Raw genomic sequence first — 24,646 nt, 5'->3', positions numbered from 1 at the left:
GCCACTCGCCCGCCCGCTCGCCCCGTGCCCTGCCCGCGACTCGCACGCCCGCTCGCCCGAACGCCGACAGCGAACGGGCCCGCACCCCGGGATCGGGGGCGCGGGCCCGTCGGCGTGACCGGCGATCAGCCCTCGTCGGTCGTCGTGGTCTTGCTCGCGGCCGTCTTCTTGGCCGCCGTCTTCTTCGCCGCCGCCGTCTTGGTGGTGGTGGTCTTCTTGGCGGCGGTCTTCTTCGCGGCCGCGGTCTTGGTGGCCGCGGTCTTGGTCGCCGTCGCCTTCTTGGCCGCCGTCTTCTTCGCCGGGGCCTTCTTCGCCGCCTTCTTCACCGGCCCGCGCGCCCGCTTCTCGGCGAGCAGCTCGTAGCCGCGCTCCGGCGTGATGGTCTCGACGTCGTCGTCCTTGCGCAGCGTGGCGTTGGTCTCGCCGTCGGTCACGTACGGGCCGAAGCGGCCGTCCTTGACCACCACGGGGCGCTCGCTGACCGGGTCGTTGCCCAGCTCCTTGAGCGGCGGGGCGGCGGCGGCCCGGCCGCGCTGCTTGGGCTGGGCGTAGATCGCCAGTGCCTCGTCGAGGGTGATCGTGAAGAGCTGGTCCTCGCTGGTGAGCGAGCGGGAGTCGGTGCCGCGCTTGAGGTACGGGCCGTAGCGGCCGTTCTGCGCGGTGATCTCCGCGCCCTCGGCGTCGGTGCCGACCACGCGCGGCAGCGAGAGCAGCTTCAGCGCGTCCTCCAGGGTGACGGTGTCCAGCGACATCGTCTTGAAGAGCGAGGCGGTACGCGGCTTGACGGCGTTCTTGCCGGTCTTGGGCGTGCCCTCGGGCAGGATCTCGGTCACGTACGGGCCGTAGCGGCCGTCCTTGGCGACCAGCACGTTGCCGCTGACCGGGTCCGGGCCGAGCTCGAAGTCGCCGCTGGGCTTGGCCAGCAGCTCCTCGGCCAGCTCGACGGTGAGCTCGTCCGGCGGCAGGTCGTCCGGGATGTCGGCGCGCTGGCCGGGCTCGCCCTCGACCACGGAGGCGCGCTCGACGTACGGGCCGTAGCGGCCGACCCGCAGGGTGAGGTCGTCGCTGATCCGGAACGAGCTGATCTCCCGGGCGTCGATCGCACCGAGGTCGGTGACCAGCTCCTTCAGGCCGCCCAGGTGGTCGCCGTCGCCGTTTCCGGCCTCGGCGGCGCCGCCCGCGGCGTGGCCCTCGCCCTCGCCGAAGTAGAAGCGCTTCAGCCACGGCACGGACTTCGCCTCACCGGCGGCGATCCGGTCGAGGTCGTCCTCCATCTTCGCGGTGAAGTCGTAGTCGACCAGCCGGCCGAAGTGCTTCTCCAGCAGGTTGACCACGGCGAAGGACAGGAAGGACGGGACGAGCGCCGTCCCCTTCTTGAACACGTACCGGCGCTGGATGATCGTGTCGATGATCGACGCGTAGGTGGAGGGACGGCCGATCTCCCGGTCCTCCAGCTCCTTGACCAGCGAGGCCTCGGTGTAGCGGGCCGGCGGCTTCGTGGCGTGGCCCTCCGGGGTGATCCGCTCGGCACCCAGCGGGTCGCCCTGGGCGACCTGCGGCAGCCGGCGCTCGCGGTCGTCGAGCTCGGCGTTCGGGTCGTCGGCGCCCTCGACGTAGGCCTTGAGGAAGCCGTGGAACGTGATGATCTTGCCGGAGGCGGAGAACTCGACGTCCCGGCCGTCGGCGGAGTTGCCGCCGACCCGGACGGTGACGGACTGGCCGACCGCGTCCTTCATCTGGGAGGCGACGGTGCGCATCCAGATCAGCTCGTACAGCCTGAAGTCGTCACCGGTCAGGCCCGTCTCGGCAGGGGTGCGGAAGCGGTCGCCGGAGGGGCGGACGGCCTCGTGCGCCTCCTGCGCGTTCTTGACCTTGCTGGCGTAGGTGCGCGGGGCGTCCGGCAGGTAGTCGGCGCCGTACAGCTGGGTGACCTGGGCACGGGCGGCGGAGATCGCGGTGTCCGACAGCGTGGTGGAGTCGGTGCGCATATAGGTGATGAAGCCGTTCTCGTACAGCTTCTGGGCGACCTGCATGGTCCGCTTGGCGCCGAAGCCCAGCTTGCGGCTGGCCTCCTGCTGGAGCGTGGTGGTGCGGAACGGCGCGTACGGCGAGCGGCGGTACGGCTTGGACTCGACGCTGCGGACGCTGAACGCGGTCTGCTCCAGGGCGGCGGCCAGCTGCCGGGCGGCCTGCTCGTCCAGGTGCATGGTGTTGGCGCTGCCGGCCTTCAGCTGGCCGTCCGAGCCGAAGTCGCGGCCGCTGGCGATCCGCTTGCCGTCGACCGAGGCGAGCCGGGCGCCGAAGGTCTCCGGGTTGGCGGCGTCGGACGGGGTGCGACCGGTGCCGAAGGTGCCGACCAGGTCCCAGTACGAGGCGGTGCGGAAGGCCATCCGCTCGCGCTCGCGCTCGACCACCAGCCGGGTGGCGACGGACTGGACGCGGCCCGCCGAGAGCTTCGGCATGACCTTCTTCCACAGCACCGGCGAGACCTCGAAGCCGTAGAGGCGGTCGAGGATGCGGCGGGTCTCCTGGGCGTCGACCAGGCGCTGGTTCAGCTCGCGCGGGTTGGCGACGGCCTCCTGGATCGCCGACTTGGTGATCTCGTGGAACACCATCCGGTGCACCGGCACCTTGGGCTTCAGCACCTGCTGCAGGTGCCACGCGATGGCCTCGCCCTCGCGGTCCTCATCGGTGGCGAGGAAGAGCTCGTCGGACTCCGCGAGCAGCGACTTCAACTTGCTGACCTGGGACTTCTTGTCCGCGTTGACCACGTAGATGGGCGCGAAGTCGTGGTCGACGTCCACCCCGAGGCGGCGCACCTCGCCGGTGTACTTGTCCGGCACCTCGGCCGCGGTGCTCGGCAGGTCGCGGATGTGCCCGACGCTCGCCTCGACGATGTAGCCGGGGCCAAGGTAGCCCTTGATCGTCTTCGCCTTGGCCGGCGACTCGACAATGACGAGTCGCTGTCCGTGCGCGGTCTCGCTGCTCGGGGACACCTTCGCTCTTCTCTCCCGGTCCTTATGTGGCTGGTCGGCGCGGCAGCACGGGCTGCGCTCCGCCCGACCCCTCCACCGTCCCGGGGTCGCCGCTTCACGACACCCCACCAGCGGAGTGTGACCGTACCCCGGCCACCCTTGTCAAACGGACGGATCCCGCTTTTTCACTTGCCGGGCTCACCGACGCCACTCGAACGGTAACCCGATGACGGAGGTTCGCGCCCCGTGGAGGCCGGGCTTCGGCAGGTTCCGGAGGATGGAATGACGGATTTCAAGATCTGTCAACGGAAAATCGACGGCCGGGCGGGGGAGCTCGCCGAGGGCGCGGTCGGGACGTCGGCGGGCGGGTGAGCGGGAACGGCGGCGCGGGTGGGCGGGAACGGCGGCGCGGGTGGGCGGGAACGTCCGCACGGGTGGCTGGAACCAACTGCTCGCGGGCGGCCGGGGACGACCGCGCGCCGGTGGGCGGACCGCTCAGCCGCCGACCGCGGCCAGGAGTCCGGCGCCCGCCACGAGACAGGCCACCCCCAGGGCGCTCCACAGCAGGTCGGCGACGCCGGCCCGGTCGATCTCCCCGGCCGCCAGCACCACCCGGCTCGGGCGCTGCGGGTCGTAGCAGATCCGCACCGGGGCACCGGGCGCGAAACGGGCCGGACGGCGCAGCGGGGTGTGCCCGCGCGGACGGGTGAGCACGAGCCCCGCCACCCGGCACGCGCCGGAGCCGCCGACCGAGGGCGGCACCGAGAAGGAGATCAGTGGTGAGCTGTCCAGCTGGCCGTGCACGTCGTCGTCGGCCACCACCGTGGCCACCACCGCCACCCCCCGACGGCGCACCCGGTGGCGGAGGCGCACTTCGGCGGCGCACCAGAGCAGCAGTACGCCACCGAAGAGGGCGAGCACCAGCCCGGCCACCGTCGCCGTCGTCGTGTCCACTCCTGGCCCCCGGCTCCCCAGCTCTGTCCACAGCCTGTGGACAGAGCCTCACAGCGGAGGGCCAACGCGGGGCAGCCGTTCGGGGACCACTGGACGAACCAGGGGGTACGGGCGGGTGAACCGGCCCCTTGCGGGCCCCGGGCCGACGCCCCCGACCGTCGGGCGGGCGCGGGCGTGAGCGGGCGGCGCCACCGGTGGACGGGGGCGCGATGCGGGCGACGCCGCCGGGTGGACGGGGGCGCGATGCGGGCGGGACCGTCAGCGAACGGGTTCGATGAACCCCTGCTCGGTCAGCAGCCGCAACGACTCCGGCACCCGGTCCCGCAGGACCACCCGGTCCTCGCCGAGCAGCTGCGCGATGGCGTCCACGATCTCGCCCGCGGACAGCGTGCCGTCGCAGACACCGACGAAGCCTGCGCCCACCGTGTCCACCTTGGTGGCCCGCCGCATGCCGCGGTTGTGACGCAGGATCACGTGCTCCGGGTCCTCCGCGCCCGGCTCGCCGACCTGTTCCTGGACCACCTCGTCGGCCAGCACGTAGCGGGCTGCGAGCAGGCCCGCGTCGTCGTGCGCGCGGAGGAAGTCCTGCCGGTCGAACCAGGCCTCGATGTGCGGGCCGAGCGGCTGCTCCACCGGGTGCGGCCACTCCTCGACCCGCACGGTCGGACGCTCGGCACCGCTCGCCCGCAGGGTGATCCACCCCATGCCGATGCCCTCGACCCCGCCCGCCTCGAAGGCGTCCAGCCACTCGCCGTAGCGGGCCTGGTAGTCGCCGCCGGGGCCGCGGTGGTCGCCGCCGTCGCGCAGCCACAACTCGGCGTACTGGGCCACGTCCTGGACCTCGCGCTGGACGACCCAGGCGTCCAGGCCGGTGCCCGCGACCCAGCCGGCCAGCCGCTCGCGCCAGTCCTCGCCCTTGATGTGCTGCCAGTTGGCGAGCAGCTGGCAGTAGCCGCCGGGCTCCAGGTGGTCGGCGGCGGAGCGGACCAGGCTGCGGCACAGGTCGTCGCCGGCCATGCCGCCGTCGCGGTAGGTGAACCGGCCGGCGGGCGAGATGACGAACGGCGGGTTGGAGACGATCAGGTCGAACTTCCGCTCCCCGACCGGCTCGAAGAGGCTGCCGGGGAGCACCTCGGTGTGGTCGAAACCGGACAGCGCCAGGGTCAGTTCGGTGAAGCGCAGCGCGCGCGGGTTGAGGTCGGTGGCGGTGACCGTGCCGGCGTGCCGGGCCGCGTGCAGCGCCTGCACGCCGGAGCCCGCGCCGAGGTCCAGCGCGGCCCGGACCGGACGGCGCACGGTGATGTTGGCCAGCGTGGTGGAGGCACCGCCGACACCCAGCACCAGGTCCTGCCGGGCCACCCCGTGCGCGGTCTCGCCGGAGCCGATTCCGCCCGCGCCACCCACCGCGCAGCCCAGGTCGGAAACCACCCAGGCGTCCGAACTCGGCATCCCGGCGACCTCGTTGGCGTACGGCCGGACGTCGACGGTGGCGCGCACCAGCTCCCCGTCGGGGCGCAGCCAGCCGTCCGCCAGGCAGTCCTCCACCGGCAGCGCGGCGGCGGCCACCCGGTACGGCACCGGCTGCTGCAGCAGGAACAGCCGCACCAGCGTCTCCAGCGGACTGCCACCGCGTGTCGCACGCAGCGCCGGAACCGCCTCGCTGCGGGCCAGCGCCGAATAGCCGGTGGGCCCGAGCAGGTCCAGACACCCGTCGGCGGTGAACGAGGCGGCGAGCAGCGCCTCGCGCAGCTTGGCGAGGCGGGTCGGGTCGAGAACGGGGCTACTGATCACCCCGCCATTGTCCCCCGCCGATCCCCCGCCGCCGCCCGCCCGCGGGCCTGGCGCCCCGCGCTGCGGGGTCCGCCGCCGGGCCGGCCGACCGCGAGCATCCGGTCGGGAGCCCGAGCCGGGACGCGCGCCCCACCGGGCTTCCACGCGCCCGGTCGCACGCCCCGGAGCCCGGGCGCGGTGGTTCCCTGCCGGTCGGCTCGCTGTCCGGCGCTCATCGGCCGCGGGCTCGGCCTCACCCGAGTCCGAGCCCGCGTTTGCGCCTGTGCCTGCGCCTGCGCCTGCGCCCACGATGCGCAGCAGCCGGTGCCCTTCCTGCGAGCGGCACCGGCTGCTGTTCTCCCTCCCCTGACAGGAGGGCGGGATCATCTGCCCGGTCAGCTCGCGGTGGGAGCCGGGGTGCCGGCCGGGGCTGCCGGGGTGGTGGCGCCGGCGGCGGGGCTCGCGGTGTCGGTCGCACCGGGCGCGGGCGTGGCGGCGGTGCCCGGGGTGCCGCTCGCACCGGGGGTCGGGGTCGCGCTCGCGCCCGCGGGAGCCGGGGTGCCGCTCGCACCGCCGGTCGGGGCACCGCTCGCACCGCCGGTCGCGCCGCCCGTGGGGGCGTCGGCCGGGGACGGCTTGCAGCCCTCCTGCTTGGCCATCGCCGCGCCGAGGTCGCCGCGCTGCAGCTTGCTCTGCGCCTGGGTGGAGAGCGTGGCCAGCTGCTGCACCTGGTCGGCGACGCTGCGCAGCCCGTCGGCGAACTTGGCCTGGTCGTCGTTGGGCAGCGCGTCCAGCTTCTTCTGGACCTCCTGGTAGCCGTCGGCCGCCTTCTTCAGCTCGTCGACGGTGTCCTTCTGCAGGGCCGCGCCGTCCTGCACCTTGGGGGCACCGGCCGAGTCGATGGCAGTCGCTATGTCCTGGTTGGTCTTGGCCAGCCGCCCGATGTCCGTGGAGAGCCGCTTCTGCAGGTCCGCCGGGACCTCGCCGGTCTTCACCTGACCGGTGTCCGCGAGCGCGGTCCGGGCCTGGGCGATCGGGTCCTTGGCCGCGCCGCAGACGTTCGATGCCCAGGACTCCAGCTGCTTGCTGTTGTCGTCGCCACCGCCGCAGCCGACGGCGCCGAACGCCAGCAGCACGCCGAGGGCGGGTACGGCCAGCAGTCGCTTGTTCACCGGGAGAAGCCTTTCGGTTCGGTCGTCATCGGTCGTCGAACCTACACGGCCGCTCCCCATCGCCCGGTTCCCGGTTCCCGCCGCCGACCTCCCGTCCGGCCCGCCCAGGTCTGCGGCCGCAGCCACGGCTCAGGCCCGCTCGACCCGGATCGGATCACCCGGTCGGACGGTGCGCAGCACGGCGGCGTCCCCGTTCAACGCGCCCAGGACGTTGCAGGGACTAGCCAGCCGGCACTCGCCGTCGCGTGCGATCGGCGTAGGCCCGTACGGCAGCGCGAGGCTGTCGCCGTCCGTCCAGAAGGCGACCGTGCCCGGCTCCACGACCTGCCGGGCGTCGTTCTCGCGCGGCACGCTGACGGGCGTGCCGAAGTAGACCTCCTCGCCCCAGGTGCTCGCCGACGAGCTGATCGGCAGCTCGGCCCAGAGCGCCTCGGCGGTGGGGGTGGCCGCCAGCGTGGCAGTCGCCTGCCCGGCCGGCCACAGGATGCGGATCCGCATGGAATTCCTCTTCCGCGACGAGGTCCGATCAGCGATCGGACCCGGTCGTGCCGGAAGCAGCGAACCGCGAGGCTCAACAGTTTGTCAACGCATGCCCGGGGAGCGGACCCCGCGCGCGTGGGGGGCCTCAGACCGAGACGGAGGCGACCGAGACCGGCCAGCTCATCCGGATCAGGCCACCGTCCGTGCCGTTGGTGACCTCCAGGTCCTCGACCAGGCCGGTGATCACGGCGATGCCCAGCGTGTCGTCCTCCGGCTCACCGCCGTCGGCGGCGCCCGAGTCCGGGACGGCGACGGGGCCGGCCTCGTCCTCGACCTCGATGAGGAAACGCTTCTCCTGGTCGGTCAGCGCGACCCTGACCGTGCCGCCGATGCCGCCCCGCTGGTGCAGGCCGACCGCGCGGGAGCACGCCTCGCCGACCGCGAGCCGTACCTCGTCGAGCACCGACTCGTCGACCCCGGCCCGTCTGGCGACGGCCGCGGCGACCAGGCGGGCCGTCCGCACGTGCTCGGGAAGCGCGCTGAATCGAAGTTCGACGGTTGCCATCTCTCCCCCTCGGGGTGCTCCGACCGGGGCCGGAAGTACGGCCCCTACGGGCCGGCAGGGCCGGCCCAGAGGCGACCGGGACGCGCCGGGCCGCGGGGGCCCAGGCACCCCGGACGCGAGGAAACGGGGCGGGCCGGCCACGAGGGCCGGCCCGGCCGCGTCAGTCGGTCGCGTTGACCGCGTCGTCCACCGAGGTGTGGATCGGGAAGACCTTGGTCAGGCCGGTGATGCGGAAGATCTTCAGGATGCGCTCCTGGTTGCAGACGAGGCGCAGCGAGCCCTCGTGAGCGCGCACCCGCTTCAGACCGCCCACCAGCACACCCAGACCGGTCGAGTCCAGGAAGTCAACGCCTTCCATGTCGACGACGAGGTGGTACTTGCCGTCGTTGACGAGCTCGACCAGCTGCTCGCGCAGCTTCGGGGCGGTGTACACATCGATCTCGCCGCCAACCTCGACGACCGTGCGATCGCCGACTGAACGGGTCGACAGGGACAGGTCCACGGAACCTCCAGCACCTTGCCTTGCTACGTCATGTGCGATCCTCGGCCGGACGGCCGCCACCGCATGGTCGCGAGCCCGGGCGCGCCCAGCCAACGCGTGGCAAGCCTCAGCGCTGCGACCCACGGCCGTACGGCCGTCACGGCCACATTCAACCACCTGCGACCATGACCGCACGATGGCTTACGACGATTCTCCGTCACGCCGGTGACACACTGGGTCCTCATGCCGCCCCGACACAGCCCGCCCGAGGCACTGCTGACGACCCTGACCACTGATCGGGGGCGGTCCGACCGGCTCACCCATACGGAGCACCTTCCCGCCCGACCTGCGCGTTATTCACCCTGGCCCGAGTCGATCCGTCCGGAGATCGTGGACGCGGCACTCGCGGTCGGGGTCGAACAGCCCTGGGCGCACCAGGCAGAAGCGATGAACCTGGCGAAAAGCGGTCAGACTGTGGTGATCGCCACAGGCACCGCCTCGGGCAAGTCGCTGGGCTACCTGGCCCCGGTGCTCAGCGACCTGCTGGACGGCACCGAGGCCCGCAACGGCCGCGGCGCCACCGCGCTCTACCTGGCACCGACCAAGGCCCTCGCCGCCGACCAGCGCCGCCGGGCCGCCGAACTCGCCCCGCCGAGGGTCCGCGCCGCGCTGTACGACGGCGACACCCCGCCCGAGGAGCGCGAGTGGGTCCGCCAGTACGCCTCCTACGTGCTCACCAACCCGGACATGCTGCACCGGGGCGTCCTGCCCGGCCACGCCCGCTGGTCCTCCTTCCTCAAGGCGCTGCGCTACGTGGTCGTCGACGAGTGCCACAGCTACCGGGGCGTGTTCGGCTCGCACGTCGCCCAGGTGCTGCGCCGACTGCGCCGCGTGTGCGCGCGTTACGGTTCGTCACCGACCTTCCTGCTGGCCTCCGCCACCACCGCCGATCCGGCCGCGACCGCCGAGCGCCTCACCGGCCTGCCCGCCGTGGCCGTCACCGAGGACGCCTCGCCGCGCGGGCCGATGGTCTTCGGCCTCTGGGAGCCGCCGCTGACCGAGAACGTCGGCGAGCACGGCGCGCCCGTCCGCCGCACCGCCACCGCCGAGGCCGCGCACCTGCTCACCGACCTGGTCGAACGGGGGACCCGCACCGTCGTCTTCGTCCGCTCCCGCCGCGCAGCCGAACTCGTCGCCCTCCAGACCCAGGACCAGCTCGGCCGACCGCTCGCCGACCGGGTCGCCGCCTACCGCGGCGGCTACCTGGCCGACGAACGCCGGGCCCTGGAACGCGCCCTGCACAGCGGCCGACTGCTCGGCCTCGCCTCCACCTCGGCCCTCGAACTCGGCGTCGACGTCTCCGGCCTCGACGCCGTCCTGATGGCCGGTTACCCGGGCACCCGGGCCTCGCTCTGGCAGCAGGCGGGACGGGCGGGCCGCGAGGCCCAGGGCGCACTGGCCGTCCTGATCGCCCGCGACGACCCCCTGGACACCTACCTGGTGCACCACCCGGAGGCGCTGTTCGCGGCGCCCGTCGAGGCCACCGTGCTCGACCCCGACAACCCGCACGTGCTCGCCCCGCACCTGTGCGCGGCCGCCGCCGAACTGCCGCTCGCCGAAACCGACCTGGAGCTGTTCGGACCCTCCACCGCCCCGCTGCTGCCCGTCCTGGAACGGCGCGGTCTGCTGCGCCGACGCGGCGACGGCTGGTACTGGACCCGCCGTGAGCGCGCGGCCGACGCCGTTGACCTGCGCGGCAGCGGCGGCAGCCCGGTCCAGATCGTCGAGGCCGACACCGGCCGACTGCTCGGCACGGTGGACGCCGCGGCCGCGCACACCACCGTCCACACCGGAGCCGTCCACCTCCACCAGGGCCGCACCTACCTGGTCCGGGACTTCGACCTGGAGAACTCCGTCGCCCTGGTCGAACCGGCCGATCCGCCGTACACCACGGCCGCCCGCGACATCACCTCCATCTCCGTCCTCGACACCGACACCACCGTCGACTGGGGCGAGGGCCGGCTCAGCTTCGGCTCGGTGGAAGTGGTCAACCAGGTGGTCGGCTACCTCCGGAAGCGGATCTCCACCGGGGAGATCATGGGCGAGACCAAGCTCGACCTGCCGCCCCGCACGCTGCGCACCCGCGCGGTCTGGTGGACCGTCACCGAGGACCAGCTGCTCGACGCGGACATCCCGCTCGACCAGCTGCCCGGCGCCGCCCACGCCGCCGAGCACGCCTCGATCGGCCTGCTGCCGCTGTTCGCCACCTGTGACCGGTGGGACATCGGCGGCGTCTCCGTCCCGCTGCACCCGGACACCGGGCTGCCGACCGTGTTCGTCTACGACGGTCACCCGGGCGGGGCCGGCTTCGCCGAACGCGGCTTCCGGCGGGCGGTCGAGTGGCTGACGGCCACCCGCGCGGCGATCGCCTCCTGCGAGTGCGAGCGCGGCTGCCCGTCCTGCGTGCAGTCGCCCAAGTGCGGCAACGGGAACGACCCGCTGGACAAGGCGGCCGCCGTCCGGCTCCTGGACGTCCTGCTGGCCGGAGCACCGGGGGCCGCGGAGGCGGAGGCCGGGGCCGGAGCCGGGACCGGGGCCGGGGCGTCCGAGTCGCGGGAGGTCGGGTCGGGACCGGACGGTGGGGCGCCGAGCGCGTCATGAGGCCGCCTCCGCGCCGCCCGGGGCGCCGTCGAGGCCGTCCTCGGCGGCGGTGACCGCAGCCCGTACCGGCCCGGCCCGGGCCCTCGCCCGCGCCGGGCCGACCGGCAGGCGCACCGGGAGCCGGCCGACCTCCACCTCGGCCACCACATCGACGGCGTCCGCCGACCGGTCCACCGCGCAGGACACCAGAACGGCGCCCTGGGCGGTGGCAATCCCCGCGGCCCGGGCGCAGCCGCCGTCCGGGTCCAGCAGCAGCCGGTCCGCCGCCGCGAGGGCTGCGAGGTCGGCGGCCGCCTCGGCCCGGTGCCGGGCGGCGACCACGGCGCCGATCGCGAGCGTCGCGGCGAACACCGCCGTGCCCAGCATCGCCAGGGCGAGCAGCCAGACCGTCGCCGAGCCGGCGTCCGGCCCCCGCCCGTCCGCCGCCGCTCGTCCCGCACGGGCCCGGGCGGCCCGTTCCACCGCCCTCCGCAGGCCGGACCGGACTGGCGGCCCCGCGAGGGCAGCCGGCCCGGGCCCGGGCCCGACGGTCGGCCCGGCAAGACCCGTCGACGCGGTCAGGGTGGGCGGGACGGGCGGGACGGTCAAGGCGGCCACGGGGAGCCACCTCCCTCCGCGGCTCGCGCCAATACGTCCTCACGCGCTGCCACGGCCGCCGCCCCGACCCGTACCGCGAGCAGTCCGCCGAGCCTGCCCGGCGCCGTGCACGGTGCGTCCACGTCCACCCGTACGGTGTCGGCCGCCGGGGTCACCCGGACGCGCGCGCCCGCCGGGGCAGCCGCACGGGCGAGTCCGGCGGCGTCCGCCTCCCCGCGCGCGGCTGCCCTGGCCCCGACCCGGGCGGCGTCCACGCAGCGGATCTGGGCGGCCGCCGCGAGCACGCCCCAGATCAGCATCGCCGCGAGCAGGACGAGCGCCGGCAGGGCCACCGCCGTCTCCGCCGTGACGAAGCCGCCGTCACCCCGCCGCCCCGATCGGCCTCCTCCCCGCCTCGCTCCGGGGCCCGGACCGACGCCCGCGCCCGGACAGCGGGTTCCGGGCCCCGTCCTCGGCCCCCGTTGGTCCGTCCGGCGGGCCGGCGCGGCTGCGTCGAGGAGCACGCCGAGCACGGCGTCGGACGGGGGCGCGTCCCGGCCGCCGGGGCGCGGGAGCGGCGGTGGGCCCACGACGGTCCGAGGACTGGAACTAGGCCGCATGGAGCGCCCGTTGGAGCGTGTCGGTCAGCGCGCCGAAGACGGCTTCGCTGGTCACCACCTTGTACAGCACCGCGGCGAGGGCGCACGCGCCCAACGTCCCGACGGCGTACTCGGCCGTGGTCATCCCCGCGTCCGAGCGGCCCCGGCGCCGGGCCACCCCGCGCATCCGGCAGCCCGCCCAGCGGCTCTTCCTCCGCCACGCCCCGAGCAACCTCCGGAGCGGGCCCCCACCGACGGGCCTGATCGCGATCACTGCAGTCATGGATCCCTCCTGATCTCTCGATGTCCACACTTCTGACGTCACGTCACATCACTTGCCGGAAGCGGCCGGCGAGGCCGACGACCACCGGAACCACCCCGATCAGCACGAAGGCCGGCAGAAAGCAGAGCCCGAGCGGGGCGGTGGCGAGCACCGCGGCCCGGCGGACCCTGGCGTGGGCGGCTCGGGCCGCCGCCGTCCGCAGCCCCTGGGCCAGCCCGATCAGCGGCTCGGCGGCCGGGGTCCCGCCGAGGCTCGTGCGCACCAGGCAGCGCGCCATCGACTCCAGCGACGGATGCTGGTCGCCGAGTCGGTTCCAGCACAGCTCCGGCGGAGCGCCGAGGGCCAGCTCGGCCCCGATCGCAGCCAGCCGCGGGCCCATCGGCGCGCCCACACTCCGGCCGACCGCCGAGACCGCCTCGGAGGGCAGTGCCGCCGAGCCCAGGCAGGCCGCCAGGAGTTCGGCGCTCAGCGGGAGTTGCCTGGTCAGCAGCTCCTCCTCCAGCGCCGCCCGGCGCTCCGCCGGTGACCGTGCCCCGGCCGACCAGCGGTGGACGGCCGCCGCCGCCAGCGCCCCGGCGACGAGCCCGGCGCCGCCACCGATCAACAGGGCCGCCGCGAGCCCCGCTCCGACGGCGGAGGCCGTCCGCCGCCGGCGTCCCACGCCGGGATTCGTCAGCCCTGTCGGCGTCCGCCCCTCCTCCTCCCGCTCACGGGCCCCGGCCATCGCCCGCCGACCCCTCGCCCTTTGCCGCACCAGCGCCCGCGCCCGGACCACGGCGGCCGCCACCGCCGGAACTCCGGCCGCCGCCCACTCGGCTCCCCGCATCACCCGGTCACCGCTTCCGTGCCGAGCGCCCGCTCCCGCAGTCGCGACAGCCCGCAACTCCGTCCGCCCGGGCGGGATGCGGACGGTGGACCGCCGGGAGCCCGGCGGGGGTCACCGCGCCCCGGAGGCGCCTCCAACGCGCCCCGGGCCGCCGACCGGACGATGCGCGCCGTCCAGAGCACGCCCAGACCCTCCAGGACCGCCCCCGCCACGAGGCAGCCCAAGCCGACGGGCGTGTGCAGCAGGACGGCCAGCGGGTCGGCCCCGAGTGCGGCACCGAGGAACAGCCCGGCTCCCGGCAGCGCGGCCAGGACGGCGATCGTCGTCCGCGGCCCGGCCAGTTCCCCGGCGATCTCCTCCGCCAGCGCCTGCTCTCCGCGCAGCGCCTCCGCGACGCGGTCCAACGCGGCGGCCAGCCCCGCCCCGCTGTCCGCGGCGACCCGCCAGCAGGCCGCGAGGGCCGCCGCGCCGCTCCCGCCCGGCAGTTCGGCCAGCAGGTGGAACGCTGCGGGCACGTCCCCGCCGTAGCGGCCCGCCGCGAGCCGGGCCACCGGCTCCTCGCCGAGCCTGCGCCGCCCGGCCGGGTCGCCGGCGAGCCGACCGGTGACCACGTGCAATGCCCGCTCCGGTGTCGCTCCGCCGCGCAGTTCCCCGGCCAGCCCGGCACAGAGCTCCACGACGGCGGCGGCCCGCTGCCGGGCCTCGGCCGCCAGGCGTCGCCGCAACCGCCAGCGGCGCAGCGGCAGGACGGCCAGGGCTGCCGCGAGCACCGGCACCGGAGAGGCGGTGGCCTGCCCGGCCACCAACCCAACGGGCAGGGCAAGGAGTTCGGGCACGAGCACTTCCGATCGCCGGAGCCCGAACCGGAGTCCGGGCCGCAGCCACCCCGCCCGGGCCCGGCCAGGCCCCCGTACGGGAGGCCCACTGCCCGCAAGCACCAGCCTGGAACGCCGCCCGCCCGGCAGCCGATCCTGCAGCGCTCGCCACCCGGCGAAAGCCACCAGGCACAGCGCCAGCGTCCAGCAGAGCGCGAGCTGGTCCCTCGCCGCCATACCTACCTCCATGGCCATGTCGCCGTCACTCCTTTCTCCTCCAGGCCCTTGGGGCCGGTCTTCAAGCCCCCGTCGTCCGCCCGGAGGGCGGGCGGGGCGGCGTTGGGGTGCGTGCATCGCAAGGCGGAGGACGGGGGCACCTCCCGGCCGGAGGCTGGGGGCCATCGGCGACCGACGACAACGCCGCGAGGTGCGTGCCCCGGGGCACCTCCCGGCCGCCAGGCCGGGGGAGCGTCGCCCCGCAGGCGGGGGCTTGAGGACGGGCCCGAGCAACGCCAGGGCAACGACGGCGCAGCCGCCGAGCAGCAGGACGAAGCCGAGTTCGACCGCCCGTGCCCACGCGTCCGCCGTCACGACGGGCCTCCGGTCCTGGTCCCGAGAGGCCCCGGTCCGAACCCCGGCCCGAGCGCCACTCCACGGGCCGCCAACAGCCCGACCAGTCGCTCCCAGCCCGCCCCGGGAACGAGCCCGCCCGCCGCCGGGAAGGCCACCGCCGGGGTGGTCACCGCCAGCCCGGTGCGGTCCCCGGCCAGGGTGTGGATCTCCGCCACCCGGCGCCGTCCCGAGCCCGGATCCCGGACCAGGTGCACCACCACGTCCAGCGCGGCCCGCAGTTGGCTGTGCAGCGCAGGCCGGTCGAGCCCGGCGAGTGAGCCCAGTGCCTCCAGCCGGACCGGCACGTCCGCCGCCGTGTTGGCGTGGATCGTGCCGCAGCCGCCTTCGTGCCCGGTGTTCAGCGCGGCCAGCAGGTCCGACACCTCGGCACCGCGCACCTCGCCGATCACCAGCCGGTCCGGGCGCATCCGCAGCGCCTGCCGGACGAGGTCCCTGAGCGTGAACTCGCCCAGCCCTTCCTGGTTGGGCGGCCTGCTCTGCAACCGGACCACGTGCGGATGAGCCGGTTGCAGCTCGGCGGAGTCCTCGGCGACCACGACCCGCTCGTCCGGCCCGACCAGCCCGAGCAGCGCGGCGAGCAAGGTGGTCTTGCCCGAGCCCGTCCCCCCGGAGACGAGCAGCGACAGTCGTGCCCGCACGATGCCGGCCAGCAGGTCGGCGCCCTGTGGTGGCAGTGCCCCGCCCGCCACCAACTCGTCGAGCGTGAACGGCCGGGGCCGGCACACCCGCAACGAGATGTGCGTGCAGCCGGCCGCGATCGGCGGGAGCACGGCGTGCAGCCGGGTGCCGTCCGGCAGCCGGGCGTCCACCCAGGGCCGGGCGTCGTCCAACCGCCGCCCGGCCGCAGTGGCCAGCCGGTGGGCCAGCCGCCGCACCGCCTCGGTGTCGGCGAAGCGGACTCCGGTGGCCCGCTGCAGGCCGCCGCCACGGTCGACCCACACCTCCTCCGGACCGTTCACCAGGACGTCCGTGACGTCGGGCGCCGCCAGCAACCGGTCCAGCGGGCCCGCACCCACCAGTTCGGCGCGCAGCGAGCGCACGGTGTCCAGGACCTCGTCCCCGCCGAGCGGTGGGCGGGTCGCCCGGAGCGCGGCGGCGACCGAGCCCGCCGTCGGGGCGGCCCCCGACTCGGCCAGTCGCAGCCGTACCGCGTCCACCAGGGCCGCCGCCCGCTGCTCACGGGCCGTCCGGCCGTACGGGCAGGGCCCGTGCTCGGCCTCCGGCGGCCCGTCGGGCGGCGGGACGCTCCGGAGCGGACGGTGCTCCCGCGCACCGGCGAGCGGACCGGGCTCGCCGCCCCGAAGGCTTGTTCTGCGCAGACGGACCATCAGTACACACCTCCTCCGACCGCCGGAACCGGCGGCAGCACCTCGTCCAGGAAGGTCGCGCAGAAGCGCGCCAGCGGGCCGCTCTCCCGGATCCCGGGCGGGACGCCCTTCTCGACGTCCGATGCCAGACCGGGCTCCGGCTCCAACTCCCCCGCCAGCGGCAGCCGTAGCCCGCGGGCGATCCGGTGGGCCGGGAGCCCGCCGGCCCGGACCGGCCGGACCACGGCCCGGACGTCCCCGAGCCGCATCCGGGCCGCCGCGGCGACCCGGTCGGCGGCGGCAACCGCCCGCAGCTCGGCCGGCACCACCAGCAGTGCCAGGTCGGACTGTTCCAGCGCCTGCCCGGCGGCCGCGTCGAGATGGCGGGGCACGTCGACCACCACGAGTCCGCCGCGCCGCCGGGAGGCGGCCAGCACGCTGCGCATGGCCTCCGGCGGCACCGTCAGGGTGTCGCCGCGGTCCCAGGAGAGGCAGGCCAACGCGGAGAGCCGTTTGAGCGCCGGCAGTGCCCGGGCCAGTTCGGCCCCGCTGACCCGCCCGCGCGAGCCGGCCAGATCGGGCCAGCGCAGCCCGCCCGCCGTCTCGCCGCCGAGGAGGACGTCGAGGCCGCCGCCCAGCGGGTCACCGTCGATGAGCATGGTCCGCCGGCCCGCCCGCGCGGAGGTGACCGCCAGCGCGCAGGCCAGCGTCGAGGCGCCGGCCCCACCGCGGCCGCCGAGCACCGCGACGGTGACCGCCGGGGGCCCGCCACCCTCCGCGGCGTCGGCGATCCGGTCGAGGAGCCAGGCCTCCGCGTCGGGCAGGAACAGCACGTGCTCGGCGCCGAGCCGGACGGCCCGGACCCACACGCCGGGGTCGTCGAGGTCCAACCCGAGCAGCAGGACCCCGCCGCGCCGGCCCAACTCGGCGCAGTGGACGGCCTGGTCGTCCCCGACCAGGACCAGTGAGGCCCCTTCCCAGAGCTCCCGCGTCGGCGGTGCGCCGCGGATCAGCCTCGGCTCGGTGCCCGCCGCCGCGCAGAGCCGCAGCAGGTGCTCGGCCAGGCCGTCGTCCTCGGTGACGACGAGCGGCCCGGCGGAGCCGGGGCCCTCGGCGGTGACGTGGTCGGCGATCGGCGTCGACATGGTGGTCTCCCCTCCGCGTCGCCGGCCACCTGGGCGGCCGGCTACGCACGTCGGACGGTTCCGGCGGACGGCCGCCCGGCAGACCCCCGGGAGAAGAAGGGGGATGGGGCCTGCCCGGCGACCGCCGCCGACCATCACGGTGGGGGGAGATCCGGATTCCGTCATCCACGTTGCGATTGCCTGTGGATAACTCGTGGGCTGTGGATGAAAACGTTCACCCGGGCGGGGGGCTAATCGGCGAAGAATTGACGAAAGGAGGTCACGGAGATGAACCGGCGACTCGTCGCGACGGGATCGGAGGATCTTCCGGCGGCCCTCACTCGGGTAACGGCACCCCGCGGACCGGTCCTGCCCCGCCGATCGGAACCAGCCGTTCGCTTCCCGGCAGCCATGAGCAAACAGCAACACAGAGTGACCGAAGACGGCCGGCGGGCCGAGGTGTCGACACCCCCTGTAGACCGCCGGCGAGGCGCGGGCGGAATGCGCCCCCAGGCGCCTTCAAGCCCCGAAAATGGCCCCGGACGTGCGACGACCCCCGCCGGGGGGGAGAGCGGGGGTCGTCTATCCACAGCCCGACTCGGGGGGGAGGAGCCGGACCGGGTTAGCACGGTCGCGAACGATCCGTGACTTCCATGGTGTACCCGAGCGGCCAGAAACACAAACCCGCACGCCCGCGAGTACGCCGAATGGCGGGGTGTTTTGTGGCTCCCTCTATCCTCGGTTCCCGTGGACACCACCGAGAACGCCGACGACCACGCCGACGAGTCCCAGGGCGGCACCAGCGGGCCCGAAGAGCTCCGCGCACCCGCCCCCGCCCGGTCCGGCGGGCTGCGCACGGCGGCCTTCTTCGACCTCGACAAGACCATCATCGCCAAATCGAGCGCACTGGCCTTCAGCCGCCCCTTCTACCAGGGCGGCCTGATCAACCGTCGGGCCGTACTGCGCAGTGCGTACGCGCAGTTCGTCTTCCTGGTCGGCGGCGCGGACCACGACCAGATGGAGAAGATGCGCGAGTACCTCTCCGCGCTCACCCGGGGCTGGAACGTCCAGCAGGTCCGCGAGATCGTCGCCGAGACCCTGCACAACCTGATCGACCCGATCATCTACGACGAGGCCGCCTCGCTGATCGAGCAGCACCACGCGGCCGGCCGGGACGTGGTGATCGTCAGCAGCTCCGGCTCCGAGGTGGTCGAGCCGATCGGCGCCCTGCTCGGCGCGGACCACGTGATCGCCACCCGGCTGAAGGTCGAGGACGGCTGCTACACCGGCGAGATCGAGTACTACGCCTACGCCGAGAACAAGGCCGCCGCCATCCGGGAGTTGGCCGCGGTCGAGGGCTACGACCTCGCCGCCTCCTACGCCTACAGCGACTCCTCCACCGACCTGCCGCTGCTGGCGGCGGTCGGCCACCCGTCGGCCGTCAACCCGGACCGCGCGCTGCGCAAGGAGGCGCAGGCGCGGGAGTGGCCGGTGCTGGTCTTCGACAAGCCGGTGGAACTGCGGCGGCGGCTGCCCGAGTTCTCCGCCCCGAGCGGTTCGGTGCTGACCGCGGTGGCGATCGGGACGGCCGCCGTGACCGCCGGGGTGATCTGGTACCTGGCCCGTCGGCGCCGTCCACTGGCCTGAGGACCCGCCCGGACTCCCCTCTTCGGACAAAACGGGCAATCGGCACAGACTTCTTGTTTCGGGTTCCCCTTTCGCCCGAAACGCGATACAAATGAAGCACGGCCCGCGAGACCCGGTCAGGACCGAAGAGGTCAAACCGACAACGCAGTTCAGGCCCCACGGACCGCACGTACAGGTATCCGAGCACCCACATGCAGCCGACCCGCTGTCGGGCCGCCGGACCAGACGAACGGGCAGGATCCCCGTCTGATCGGCACTTCCGGTGCATGCATGGTCACCCGGTACCTGCACCAGCGGCGGCACCCTGCAACACCAGGTGCCGCCGCATCCGTGCGTACGGGCCCGCGCACGGGCCCTTCCACCGCTCCGGCCGCTCAGGCCATGCCGCGTTGCATCGCCTCGCAGACCGCCGTGCTCTCCCGCACGCCGAGCCGCAGCGCCGCACCGCAGTGCGCGATCCAGGCCGCCATCCCCTCGGGCGTGCCCGCGAGGTAGCCCGCGAGGGCCCGCCGGTAGGTGCCGGTGCCGAGCTCCGCCAGGCCGACCTCGGCCGGGCAGATCGCCTTCGGGTCGAGCCCCTCGGCGATCAGCACGATCCGCTGGGCGGCCCGCGCGATCACCCCGTTGTGGGCGCCGAACGGCCGCAGCGCGAGCAGTTCGCCGTGTACCACCGAGGCCACGACGAGGGCCGGCGTGCCCACGCCCTGCCCGTCCGCGCGCGCCACCAGCAGCCGGGAGAGCTGGTCGAGCCGGGCCGCGACCTCCTCCGCGCCCGGCGCGGGCGGCAGCTCGGGCAGCGGCTCGTCCACGGCCTCGACCCGGACGCTCTCCACCGGTTCCAGCTCCAGCGGGAACAGCGCCTCCGCGCCCTCCCCCGCCCGGCGCGGACGCCCGGCGGCCGGGTCCCCGTCGCCGACCGCGAGCAGGTGCAGCCGGGCCAGCACCTGGAGCGGTGAGTGCCGCCAGATGCTGAGCAGCTGGCCGGCCTCGGCGGCGATCCGCAGGGACGCGCCGACCGTGCGGGACTCCGCGTCCGCGCCGAAGTCGGTGCGGCGGCGGACCTCCTCCAGCGGCCAGTCGGCCCCCGCCAGGGCCGCCGACGCGCGGGCGCCGCGCAGTGCGGACTCGGAGGTGACCTCGGCCGCGCGGCGACGCATCACCCGGTGGCCGTAGAGCCGGTCGACGGCCTTGCGCACCTCGGCCACCGCGTCGGGCACCCCGGGGAGCTGGGCCAGCGGGGCGAGGGGATCTGTTCCAGTGCTCACCTACCCGAGAGTAATGAACGGGCCGCCCATCCCGGAACAGCAACCCCGCATCACCCGTTAGAGGCAATCCTCACTTCCCTCCCCCGACGACGCCCAAACCCCGGCTAGCATGGCCACTATCGGAGACGATAACGATTTCCAACTAGGGCCGCCCCCGTCACACGCGCCCCTGGACAGGCGGCCCCGAGCGAGGGCCCTGAGCGAGAGCCGGAGTCCCCAGATGAAGATCGCCTTCGTCGGCAAGGGCGGCAGCGGGAAGACCACGCTGTCCGCACTGTTCATCCGCCACCTGGCCGCCGCCGGCCGGCCGGTCATCGCCGTGGACGCCGACATCAACCAGCACCTGGGCCCCGCCCTCGGACTGACGGACGGCCAGGCCGCCGACCTGCCCTCGCTCGGCGCGCACCTGCCGGAGATCAAGGAGTACCTGCGCGGCAGCAACCCGCTGATCCGCTCCGCCGAGGAGATGATCAAGACCACCCCGCCCGGCCGGGGCTCGCGGCTGCTGCGGATCGTCGAGGAGAACCCGGTCTACGCCGCCTGCGCCCGCCCGGTCGCGCTGGACGAGGGCTCGGTCCGGCTGCTGGCGACCGGCGCCTTCACCGAGGATGACCTCGGGGTGGCCTGCTACCACTCCAAGGTCGGCGCGGTGGAACTGCTGCTCAACCACCTGCTGGACGGCCCCGACGAGTACCTGGTCACCGACATGACGGCGGGCTCGGACTCCTTCGCCTCCGGCCTGTTCACCCGCTTCGACCTGACCTTCCTGGTGGCCGAACCGACGCGCAAGGGCGTCTCCGTCTACCGCCAGTACCGGGACTACGCCGCCGACTTCGGCGTCCAGCTGCGGGTGGTCGGCAACAAGGTGCAGGGCCCGCACGACCTGGCCTTCCTGCGCCGCGAGGTCGGCGACGACCTGCTCACCACCTTCGGGCACTCGGACTGGGTGCGCCGGCTGGAGCAGGGCGCCGAGCCGCCGCTGAAGTCCCTGGAGCCGGCCAACCGCGCCGTGCTGGAGCAGCTGCGGGCCGAGGCCGACGCGGCGTACGGACGGCGGGACGCGCACCGCTACACCGAGCAGGCCGTGCTCTTCCACCGCCGCAACGCGGAGAGTTGGGCCAACGCCAAGGTCGGCATCGACCTGGCGACCCAGGTGGACGAGGGCTTCGTGCCGGGCGGGTTCGCGGACGACCGCGAGCAGCCGACCCCGGCGGGCGCCCACGCCTGACGCACGCGCCACCGCGCCCGGACGGGCCGCGGCCTCCCACCACCCCGGGGAGGCCGCGGCCCGTCCGCCGTTTCCGGCACCGCCGCCCACCCCGCCGCCCGGCACCCACCGCCCGGTGCCCGGCCGCCCGCCTACCCCCACCAGCAGATTCCCTGCGGTTCGGACACCACCCATTGGGGTGAACCAGGGGGTTTTCCGCTTCCCACCCGCAACCACGCTGTGCAAAGCTTTCATTACCCTTGGTTTACCGAGTCTTGATGGTCCGTCCCAACGGCCCTCGGCGAGACGTCCCGCACCTCGCCCGGGCTCCTGGCGGGCCCGATGGTCAACGCCGGCCGGTGACACCCGCACTCCCCGCCGCGCCACGCCATCCCGCCACGCCGTCGCGACCCACGACAGCCGATCCGCCCGGAGCCCCACCCCGGACTCACCGCCGGACCTGACTGCGTTCGTTCCCCCGGACAGACGGGAAGACAATGACCCTCGACATCTCCAGCGCCCCCATCGCCTCCGACACCACCGACCACGCACCACCGGGCCCCGGCGCCCGGATCCGCTGGGCCCAGGACCTCTCCGCCTCGCTCGTGGTCTTCCTGATCGCCGTGCCGTTCTCCCTCGGCATCGCGCTGGCCACCGGCGCCCCGCTCACCGCCGGGCTGGCCGCCGCCGCCGTGGGCGGCATCGTGGTCGGGCTGTTCGGCGGCACCGCACTCATGGTCAGCGGCCCCTCGGCGGCGCTGACCATGATCACCGCCGGGCTGATCACCCAGTACGGCTGGCGGGCCACCTGCGCCATCACCCTCGCCGCGGGCCTGCTCCAACTCCTGCTCGGCGCACGCCGGGTGGCCCGAACGGCGCTCGCCGTGTCGCCCGCGATCGTGCACGGCATGCTGGCCGGGGTCGGCCTCACCATCGCCATCGCGCAACTGCACGTCGTGCTCGGCGGCTCGCCGCAGAGCTCCGCGATCGCCAACCTCCTCGCCCTGCCCGGCCAGTTGGCCGGCCCCCACCCGCCCGCACTGCTGGTCGGCGCGGTGACGGTGACCGTCCTGCTCGGCTGGCCCCGGCTGGGCCGGCTCCCCGGCCGCGCGGGCCGGTTGGGCGCCCGGGCGGCCAGGCTGCCGGGTCCGCTCGTCGCCGTCGCCCTGGCCACGTCCCTGGCGCTCGCCCTGGACCTGCGGCTCGCCCACATCGAGCTGCCCGCGTGGCAGCCGCACTCCCTCGTGCCCGCCCTGCCGCACGGTCCGGTGCCCGGCCTGATCGCCGCCGTCCTCACCGTCACCGCCGTGGCCAGTGTGGAATCGCTGCTGTCCGCCGTCGCGATCGACCGGATGTCCCGCCGCACCGGCGACCTCGACCGCGAGCTGCGCGGCCAGGGCCTCGCCAACCTGCTGAGCGGCCTGGTCGGCGGGCTGCCGATCGCCGGCGGCGCGGTGCGCAGCACCGCCAACGTGCAGGCCGGCGCGCAGTCCAGGTGGGCCTCCGTGCTGCACGGCGTCTGGGTGCTGGCCGCCGCGCTGGCGCTGACCGGCGGGCTGCGCCGGATCCCGCTGGCCGCGCTCGCCGCGCTCGTCCTGGTGGTCGGGCTGCAGATGGTGAGCTTCGCGCACATCCGCAACGTGCACCGGCACCGGGAGTTCCCCGTCTACCTCACCACCATGGTCGCCGTGGTGGCGGCCGGGGTGCTGTGGGGCGTCGCGATCGGGGCCGGCACCGCCGTCCTGCTCGCGCTCTACCGGCTGACCCGCGCCCACGTGGACGTCGAGACCGGGCCGGACGGCTCGGTCACCGTCCAGACGCACGGCCCGCTCACCTTCACCGCCGTGCCCCGGCTCAGCCGGGCACTGGCCGGCATCCCGTCCGGAGCCGGGGTCACGGTGATCCACGACGGCTCCTTCCTGGACCACGCCGCGTACGAGACGCTGCACACCTGGCGCGCCGGACACCAGGACGCGGGCGGCCGGGTCTCGATGGTGACGAGGCGCCAGGACGACGAGGTGCTCGATCCCGACGGCACGGTGCGCGCGGGGAGTTCACCGGGGCCGCACCGCTGCCGGGCCTGGACGCCCTGGGTCGGCCACCACTGCATCGACCAGCAGGAGGACCCGCACGGTCGGCTGCTGGACGGGGTCCGGGTGTTCCAGCTGCACACCGCCCCGCTGATCAGGCCCGAACTCGCCCGGCTGGCACGGGAGGGGCAGACGCCCTCCCAGCTGTTCCTGACGTGCGCGGACTCGCGAATGGTCACCAGCATGATCACCAACAGCGGCCCGGGCGACCTCTTCACCGTCCGCAACGTGGGCAACCTGGTGCCGGCCCCGTTCGAGCCCGGCGCGGCGGACGACTCGGTGGCCGCCGCGGTGCAGTACGCGGTCGAGGTGCTGGAGGTGCGCTCCATCACGGTCTGCGGCCACTCCGGCTGCGGCGCGATGCAGGCCCTGCTGGACGGCGTGCACGAGCGCCCCGGTCCGCCCACCGCCCTGGCCCGCTGGCTGCGCAACGGCCGCGGCTCGCTGGACCGGCTCCGACGGGTGCCCGCGGAGTTCGCCACCCGGCCCGTGGTGGACCCGGTGGAGCAGCTCTGCATCACCAACGTGGTGCAGCAGTTGGACCAGCTGATGGCGAACCCGGCGGTGGAGCGGCGGGTCCAGGAGGGCACCCTGCGACTGGTCGGGATGTACTTCGACTTCGCGACCGCCCAGGCCTACGTCCTGGACCGCGCCGCCGGGACGTTCAGCCCGGTCGAGGCCCGCGTCGGACCCGGAACAGGTGCAGGTTCCGGGTGTGGCCCCGGTCCCGGATCCGGGACCGGCGAGGGCTCCGCCGAACGGGTGAATGAGGGCGGTCTGGTTCCGTCCGGCGGCGGCGGGGAGGGCCCCCGGCTGGCCGCCTGAGAGCCGGGCCCGTGTCCCCGCCGGGCGGGCCGGGGCACGGGCCCACCAGCCCCCGGACGGTCTTCCGCTCCCGGGCGGCGAACCGTGCGGGTCTCAGCCCGCCCAGCAGCCAAAGGTCTACACCAATTCCCGGGAGCCTCTTGTCAAGTGCCCCATTCGCCTGGTGAGCTGTGCGCTGGGACACACGGGACAATCCCCACGCACGGGATCGTCCCCGATCATGACTCGATGAGGAGTGCGTGTTGAGCAACGAGAGCCTGGCCAACCTGCTCAAGGAGGAGCGTCGCTTCGCTCCTCCGGCAGAGCTCGCCGCAGCGGCCAACGTCACCGCGGCCGCGTACGCGCAGGCCTCCGAGGACCGCCTGGCGTTCTGGGCCGAGCAGGCCCGCCG

General features: G+C 74.6%; 19 protein-coding genes. 4 read left to right on the top strand and 15 right to left on the bottom strand.

Annotated features, from left to right (window positions below; genetic code table 11):
* Positions 1–125: 125 nt before the first annotated feature.
* The 7 genes from topA to bldG form a co-directional block, all read right to left on the bottom strand.
* On the bottom strand, positions 126–2,996 hold the full coding sequence (gene topA / locus ACZ7KX_RS06545) for a type I DNA topoisomerase (protein ID WP_470325589.1): 2,871 nt from the start codon (positions 2,994–2,996) through the stop codon (positions 126–128).
* A gap of 474 nt (positions 2,997–3,470) precedes the next feature.
* Positions 3,471–3,929 carry a DUF3592 domain-containing protein gene (locus ACZ7KX_RS06540; protein ID WP_470325588.1) on the bottom strand — a complete coding sequence of 153 codons (459 nt, stop codon included), beginning with the start codon at positions 3,927–3,929 and terminating at the stop codon, positions 3,471–3,473.
* A gap of 258 nt (positions 3,930–4,187) precedes the next feature.
* A complete protein-coding gene (locus ACZ7KX_RS06535) occupies positions 4,188–5,720 on the bottom strand; it encodes a DUF7059 domain-containing protein (protein WP_470325587.1) in 1,533 nt (510 codons plus the stop codon).
* Positions 5,721–6,094: 374 nt separating this feature from the next.
* Positions 6,095–6,871, bottom strand: a complete 777-nt coding sequence (locus ACZ7KX_RS06530; RefSeq protein ID WP_470325586.1) for a hypothetical protein — start codon at positions 6,869–6,871, stop codon at positions 6,095–6,097.
* Between the two features lie 129 nt (positions 6,872–7,000).
* Positions 7,001–7,369: a cyclophilin-like fold protein gene (locus ACZ7KX_RS06525; RefSeq protein ID WP_470325585.1), complete on the bottom strand. Its 369-nt coding sequence runs from the start codon at positions 7,367–7,369 to the stop codon at positions 7,001–7,003.
* 127 nt (positions 7,370–7,496) lie between these two features.
* Positions 7,497–7,916 (bottom strand): ATP-binding protein, encoded by a 420-nt coding sequence (locus ACZ7KX_RS06520; protein ID WP_350519822.1) that lies wholly within the window; start codon positions 7,914–7,916, stop codon positions 7,497–7,499.
* Between the two features lie 160 nt (positions 7,917–8,076).
* Entirely contained in the window at positions 8,077–8,418 is a 342-nt protein-coding gene (gene bldG, locus ACZ7KX_RS06515) for an anti-sigma factor antagonist BldG (RefSeq protein WP_049659132.1), read from the bottom strand.
* A 222-nt stretch (positions 8,419–8,640) separates the two neighbouring features.
* Here bldG and ACZ7KX_RS06510 point away from each other — a divergent pair, with 222 nt between their 5' ends.
* Complete coding sequence (locus ACZ7KX_RS06510) at positions 8,641–11,058, top strand: DEAD/DEAH box helicase (RefSeq protein WP_470325584.1); 2,418 nt, start codon at positions 8,641–8,643, stop codon at positions 11,056–11,058.
* Here ACZ7KX_RS06510 and ACZ7KX_RS06505 read toward each other — a convergent pair.
* The 7 genes from ACZ7KX_RS06505 to ssd all read right to left on the bottom strand — a co-directional run bounded on the left by ACZ7KX_RS06505 (position 11,053) and on the right by ssd (position 17,242).
* On the bottom strand, positions 11,053–11,520 hold the full coding sequence (locus tag ACZ7KX_RS06505) for an Rv3654c family TadE-like protein (RefSeq protein WP_470325583.1): 468 nt from the start codon (positions 11,518–11,520) through the stop codon (positions 11,053–11,055). The two genes, ACZ7KX_RS06510 and ACZ7KX_RS06505, sit on opposite strands and share 6 nt — an antisense overlap.
* Positions 11,521–11,642: 122 nt before the next feature.
* Positions 11,643–11,987, bottom strand: a complete 345-nt coding sequence (locus ACZ7KX_RS06500; RefSeq protein ID WP_470325582.1) for a TadE family type IV pilus minor pilin — start codon at positions 11,985–11,987, stop codon at positions 11,643–11,645.
* Between the two features lie 256 nt (positions 11,988–12,243).
* The gene (locus ACZ7KX_RS06495) at positions 12,244–12,516 is read right to left on the bottom strand and encodes a DUF4244 domain-containing protein (protein ID WP_470325581.1); all 273 of its coding nucleotides are present in this window, start codon (positions 12,514–12,516) and stop codon (positions 12,244–12,246) included.
* 43 nt (positions 12,517–12,559) lie between these two features.
* Positions 12,560–13,177 carry a type II secretion system F family protein gene (locus tag ACZ7KX_RS06490; protein WP_470325580.1) on the bottom strand — a complete coding sequence of 206 codons (618 nt, stop codon included), beginning with the start codon at positions 13,175–13,177 and terminating at the stop codon, positions 12,560–12,562.
* Positions 13,178–13,341: 164 nt separating this feature from the next.
* The gene (locus ACZ7KX_RS06485) at positions 13,342–14,178 is read right to left on the bottom strand and encodes a type II secretion system F family protein (protein ID WP_470325579.1); all 837 of its coding nucleotides are present in this window, start codon (positions 14,176–14,178) and stop codon (positions 13,342–13,344) included.
* A gap of 566 nt (positions 14,179–14,744) precedes the next feature.
* Positions 14,745–16,118: a TadA family conjugal transfer-associated ATPase gene (locus ACZ7KX_RS06480; RefSeq protein WP_470325578.1), complete on the bottom strand. Its 1,374-nt coding sequence runs from the start codon at positions 16,116–16,118 to the stop codon at positions 14,745–14,747.
* On the bottom strand, positions 16,118–17,242 hold the full coding sequence (gene ssd / locus ACZ7KX_RS06475) for a septum site-determining protein Ssd (RefSeq protein ID WP_396544975.1): 1,125 nt from the start codon (positions 17,240–17,242) through the stop codon (positions 16,118–16,120). Before ssd ends, ACZ7KX_RS06480 begins: the two co-directional genes overlap by 1 nt.
* A gap of 828 nt (positions 17,243–18,070) precedes the next feature.
* On the opposite strand from ssd, the gene ACZ7KX_RS06470 reads away from it, so the two are divergent.
* Positions 18,071–18,868 (top strand): HAD family hydrolase, encoded by a 798-nt coding sequence (locus ACZ7KX_RS06470; RefSeq protein WP_350519854.1) that lies wholly within the window; start codon positions 18,071–18,073, stop codon positions 18,866–18,868.
* A 374-nt stretch (positions 18,869–19,242) separates the two neighbouring features.
* On the opposite strand, the gene ACZ7KX_RS06465 is transcribed toward ACZ7KX_RS06470, so the two are convergent.
* Complete coding sequence (locus tag ACZ7KX_RS06465) at positions 19,243–20,133, bottom strand: Fic family protein (protein ID WP_470325577.1); 891 nt, start codon at positions 20,131–20,133, stop codon at positions 19,243–19,245.
* 220 nt (positions 20,134–20,353) lie between these two features.
* Here ACZ7KX_RS06465 and ACZ7KX_RS06460 point away from each other — a divergent pair, with 220 nt between their 5' ends.
* Together ACZ7KX_RS06460 and ACZ7KX_RS06455 are read left to right on the top strand one after the other, a co-directional pair.
* The gene (locus tag ACZ7KX_RS06460) at positions 20,354–21,361 is read left to right on the top strand and encodes an ATP-binding protein (protein WP_470325576.1); all 1,008 of its coding nucleotides are present in this window, start codon (positions 20,354–20,356) and stop codon (positions 21,359–21,361) included.
* 476 nt (positions 21,362–21,837) lie between these two features.
* Complete coding sequence (locus ACZ7KX_RS06455; protein WP_470325575.1) at positions 21,838–24,255, top strand: SulP family inorganic anion transporter; 2,418 nt, start codon at positions 21,838–21,840, stop codon at positions 24,253–24,255.
* Positions 24,256–24,646 lie beyond the last annotated feature (391 nt).

The sequence above is a fragment of the Kitasatospora sp. NPDC038210 genome (genome assembly GCF_055600605.1).
This window is presented reverse-complemented; position numbering and strand designations above follow the sequence as displayed.

Excerpts from the sequence above, each read along its gene's own strand:
- ACZ7KX_RS06520 (WP_350519822.1), bottom strand. The coding sequence starts at position 7,916 with ATGGCAACCGTCGAACTTCGATTCAGCGCGCTTCCCGAGCACGTGCGG.
- ACZ7KX_RS06455 (WP_470325575.1), top strand. The coding sequence starts at position 21,838 with ATGACCCTCGACATCTCCAGCGCCCCCATCGCCTCCGACACCACCGAC.
- ACZ7KX_RS06525 (WP_470325585.1), bottom strand. The coding sequence starts at position 7,369 with ATGCGGATCCGCATCCTGTGGCCGGCCGGGCAGGCGACTGCCACGCTG.
- ACZ7KX_RS06460 (WP_470325576.1), top strand. The coding sequence starts at position 20,354 with ATGAAGATCGCCTTCGTCGGCAAGGGCGGCAGCGGGAAGACCACGCTG.
- ACZ7KX_RS06495 (WP_470325581.1), bottom strand. The coding sequence starts at position 12,516 with ATGACTGCAGTGATCGCGATCAGGCCCGTCGGTGGGGGCCCGCTCCGG.
- ACZ7KX_RS06480 (WP_470325578.1), bottom strand. The coding sequence starts at position 16,118 with ATGGTCCGTCTGCGCAGAACAAGCCTTCGGGGCGGCGAGCCCGGTCCG.
- ssd (WP_396544975.1), bottom strand. The coding sequence starts at position 17,242 with ATGTCGACGCCGATCGCCGACCACGTCACCGCCGAGGGCCCCGGCTCC.
- ACZ7KX_RS06510 (WP_470325584.1), top strand. The coding sequence starts at position 8,641 with ATGCCGCCCCGACACAGCCCGCCCGAGGCACTGCTGACGACCCTGACC.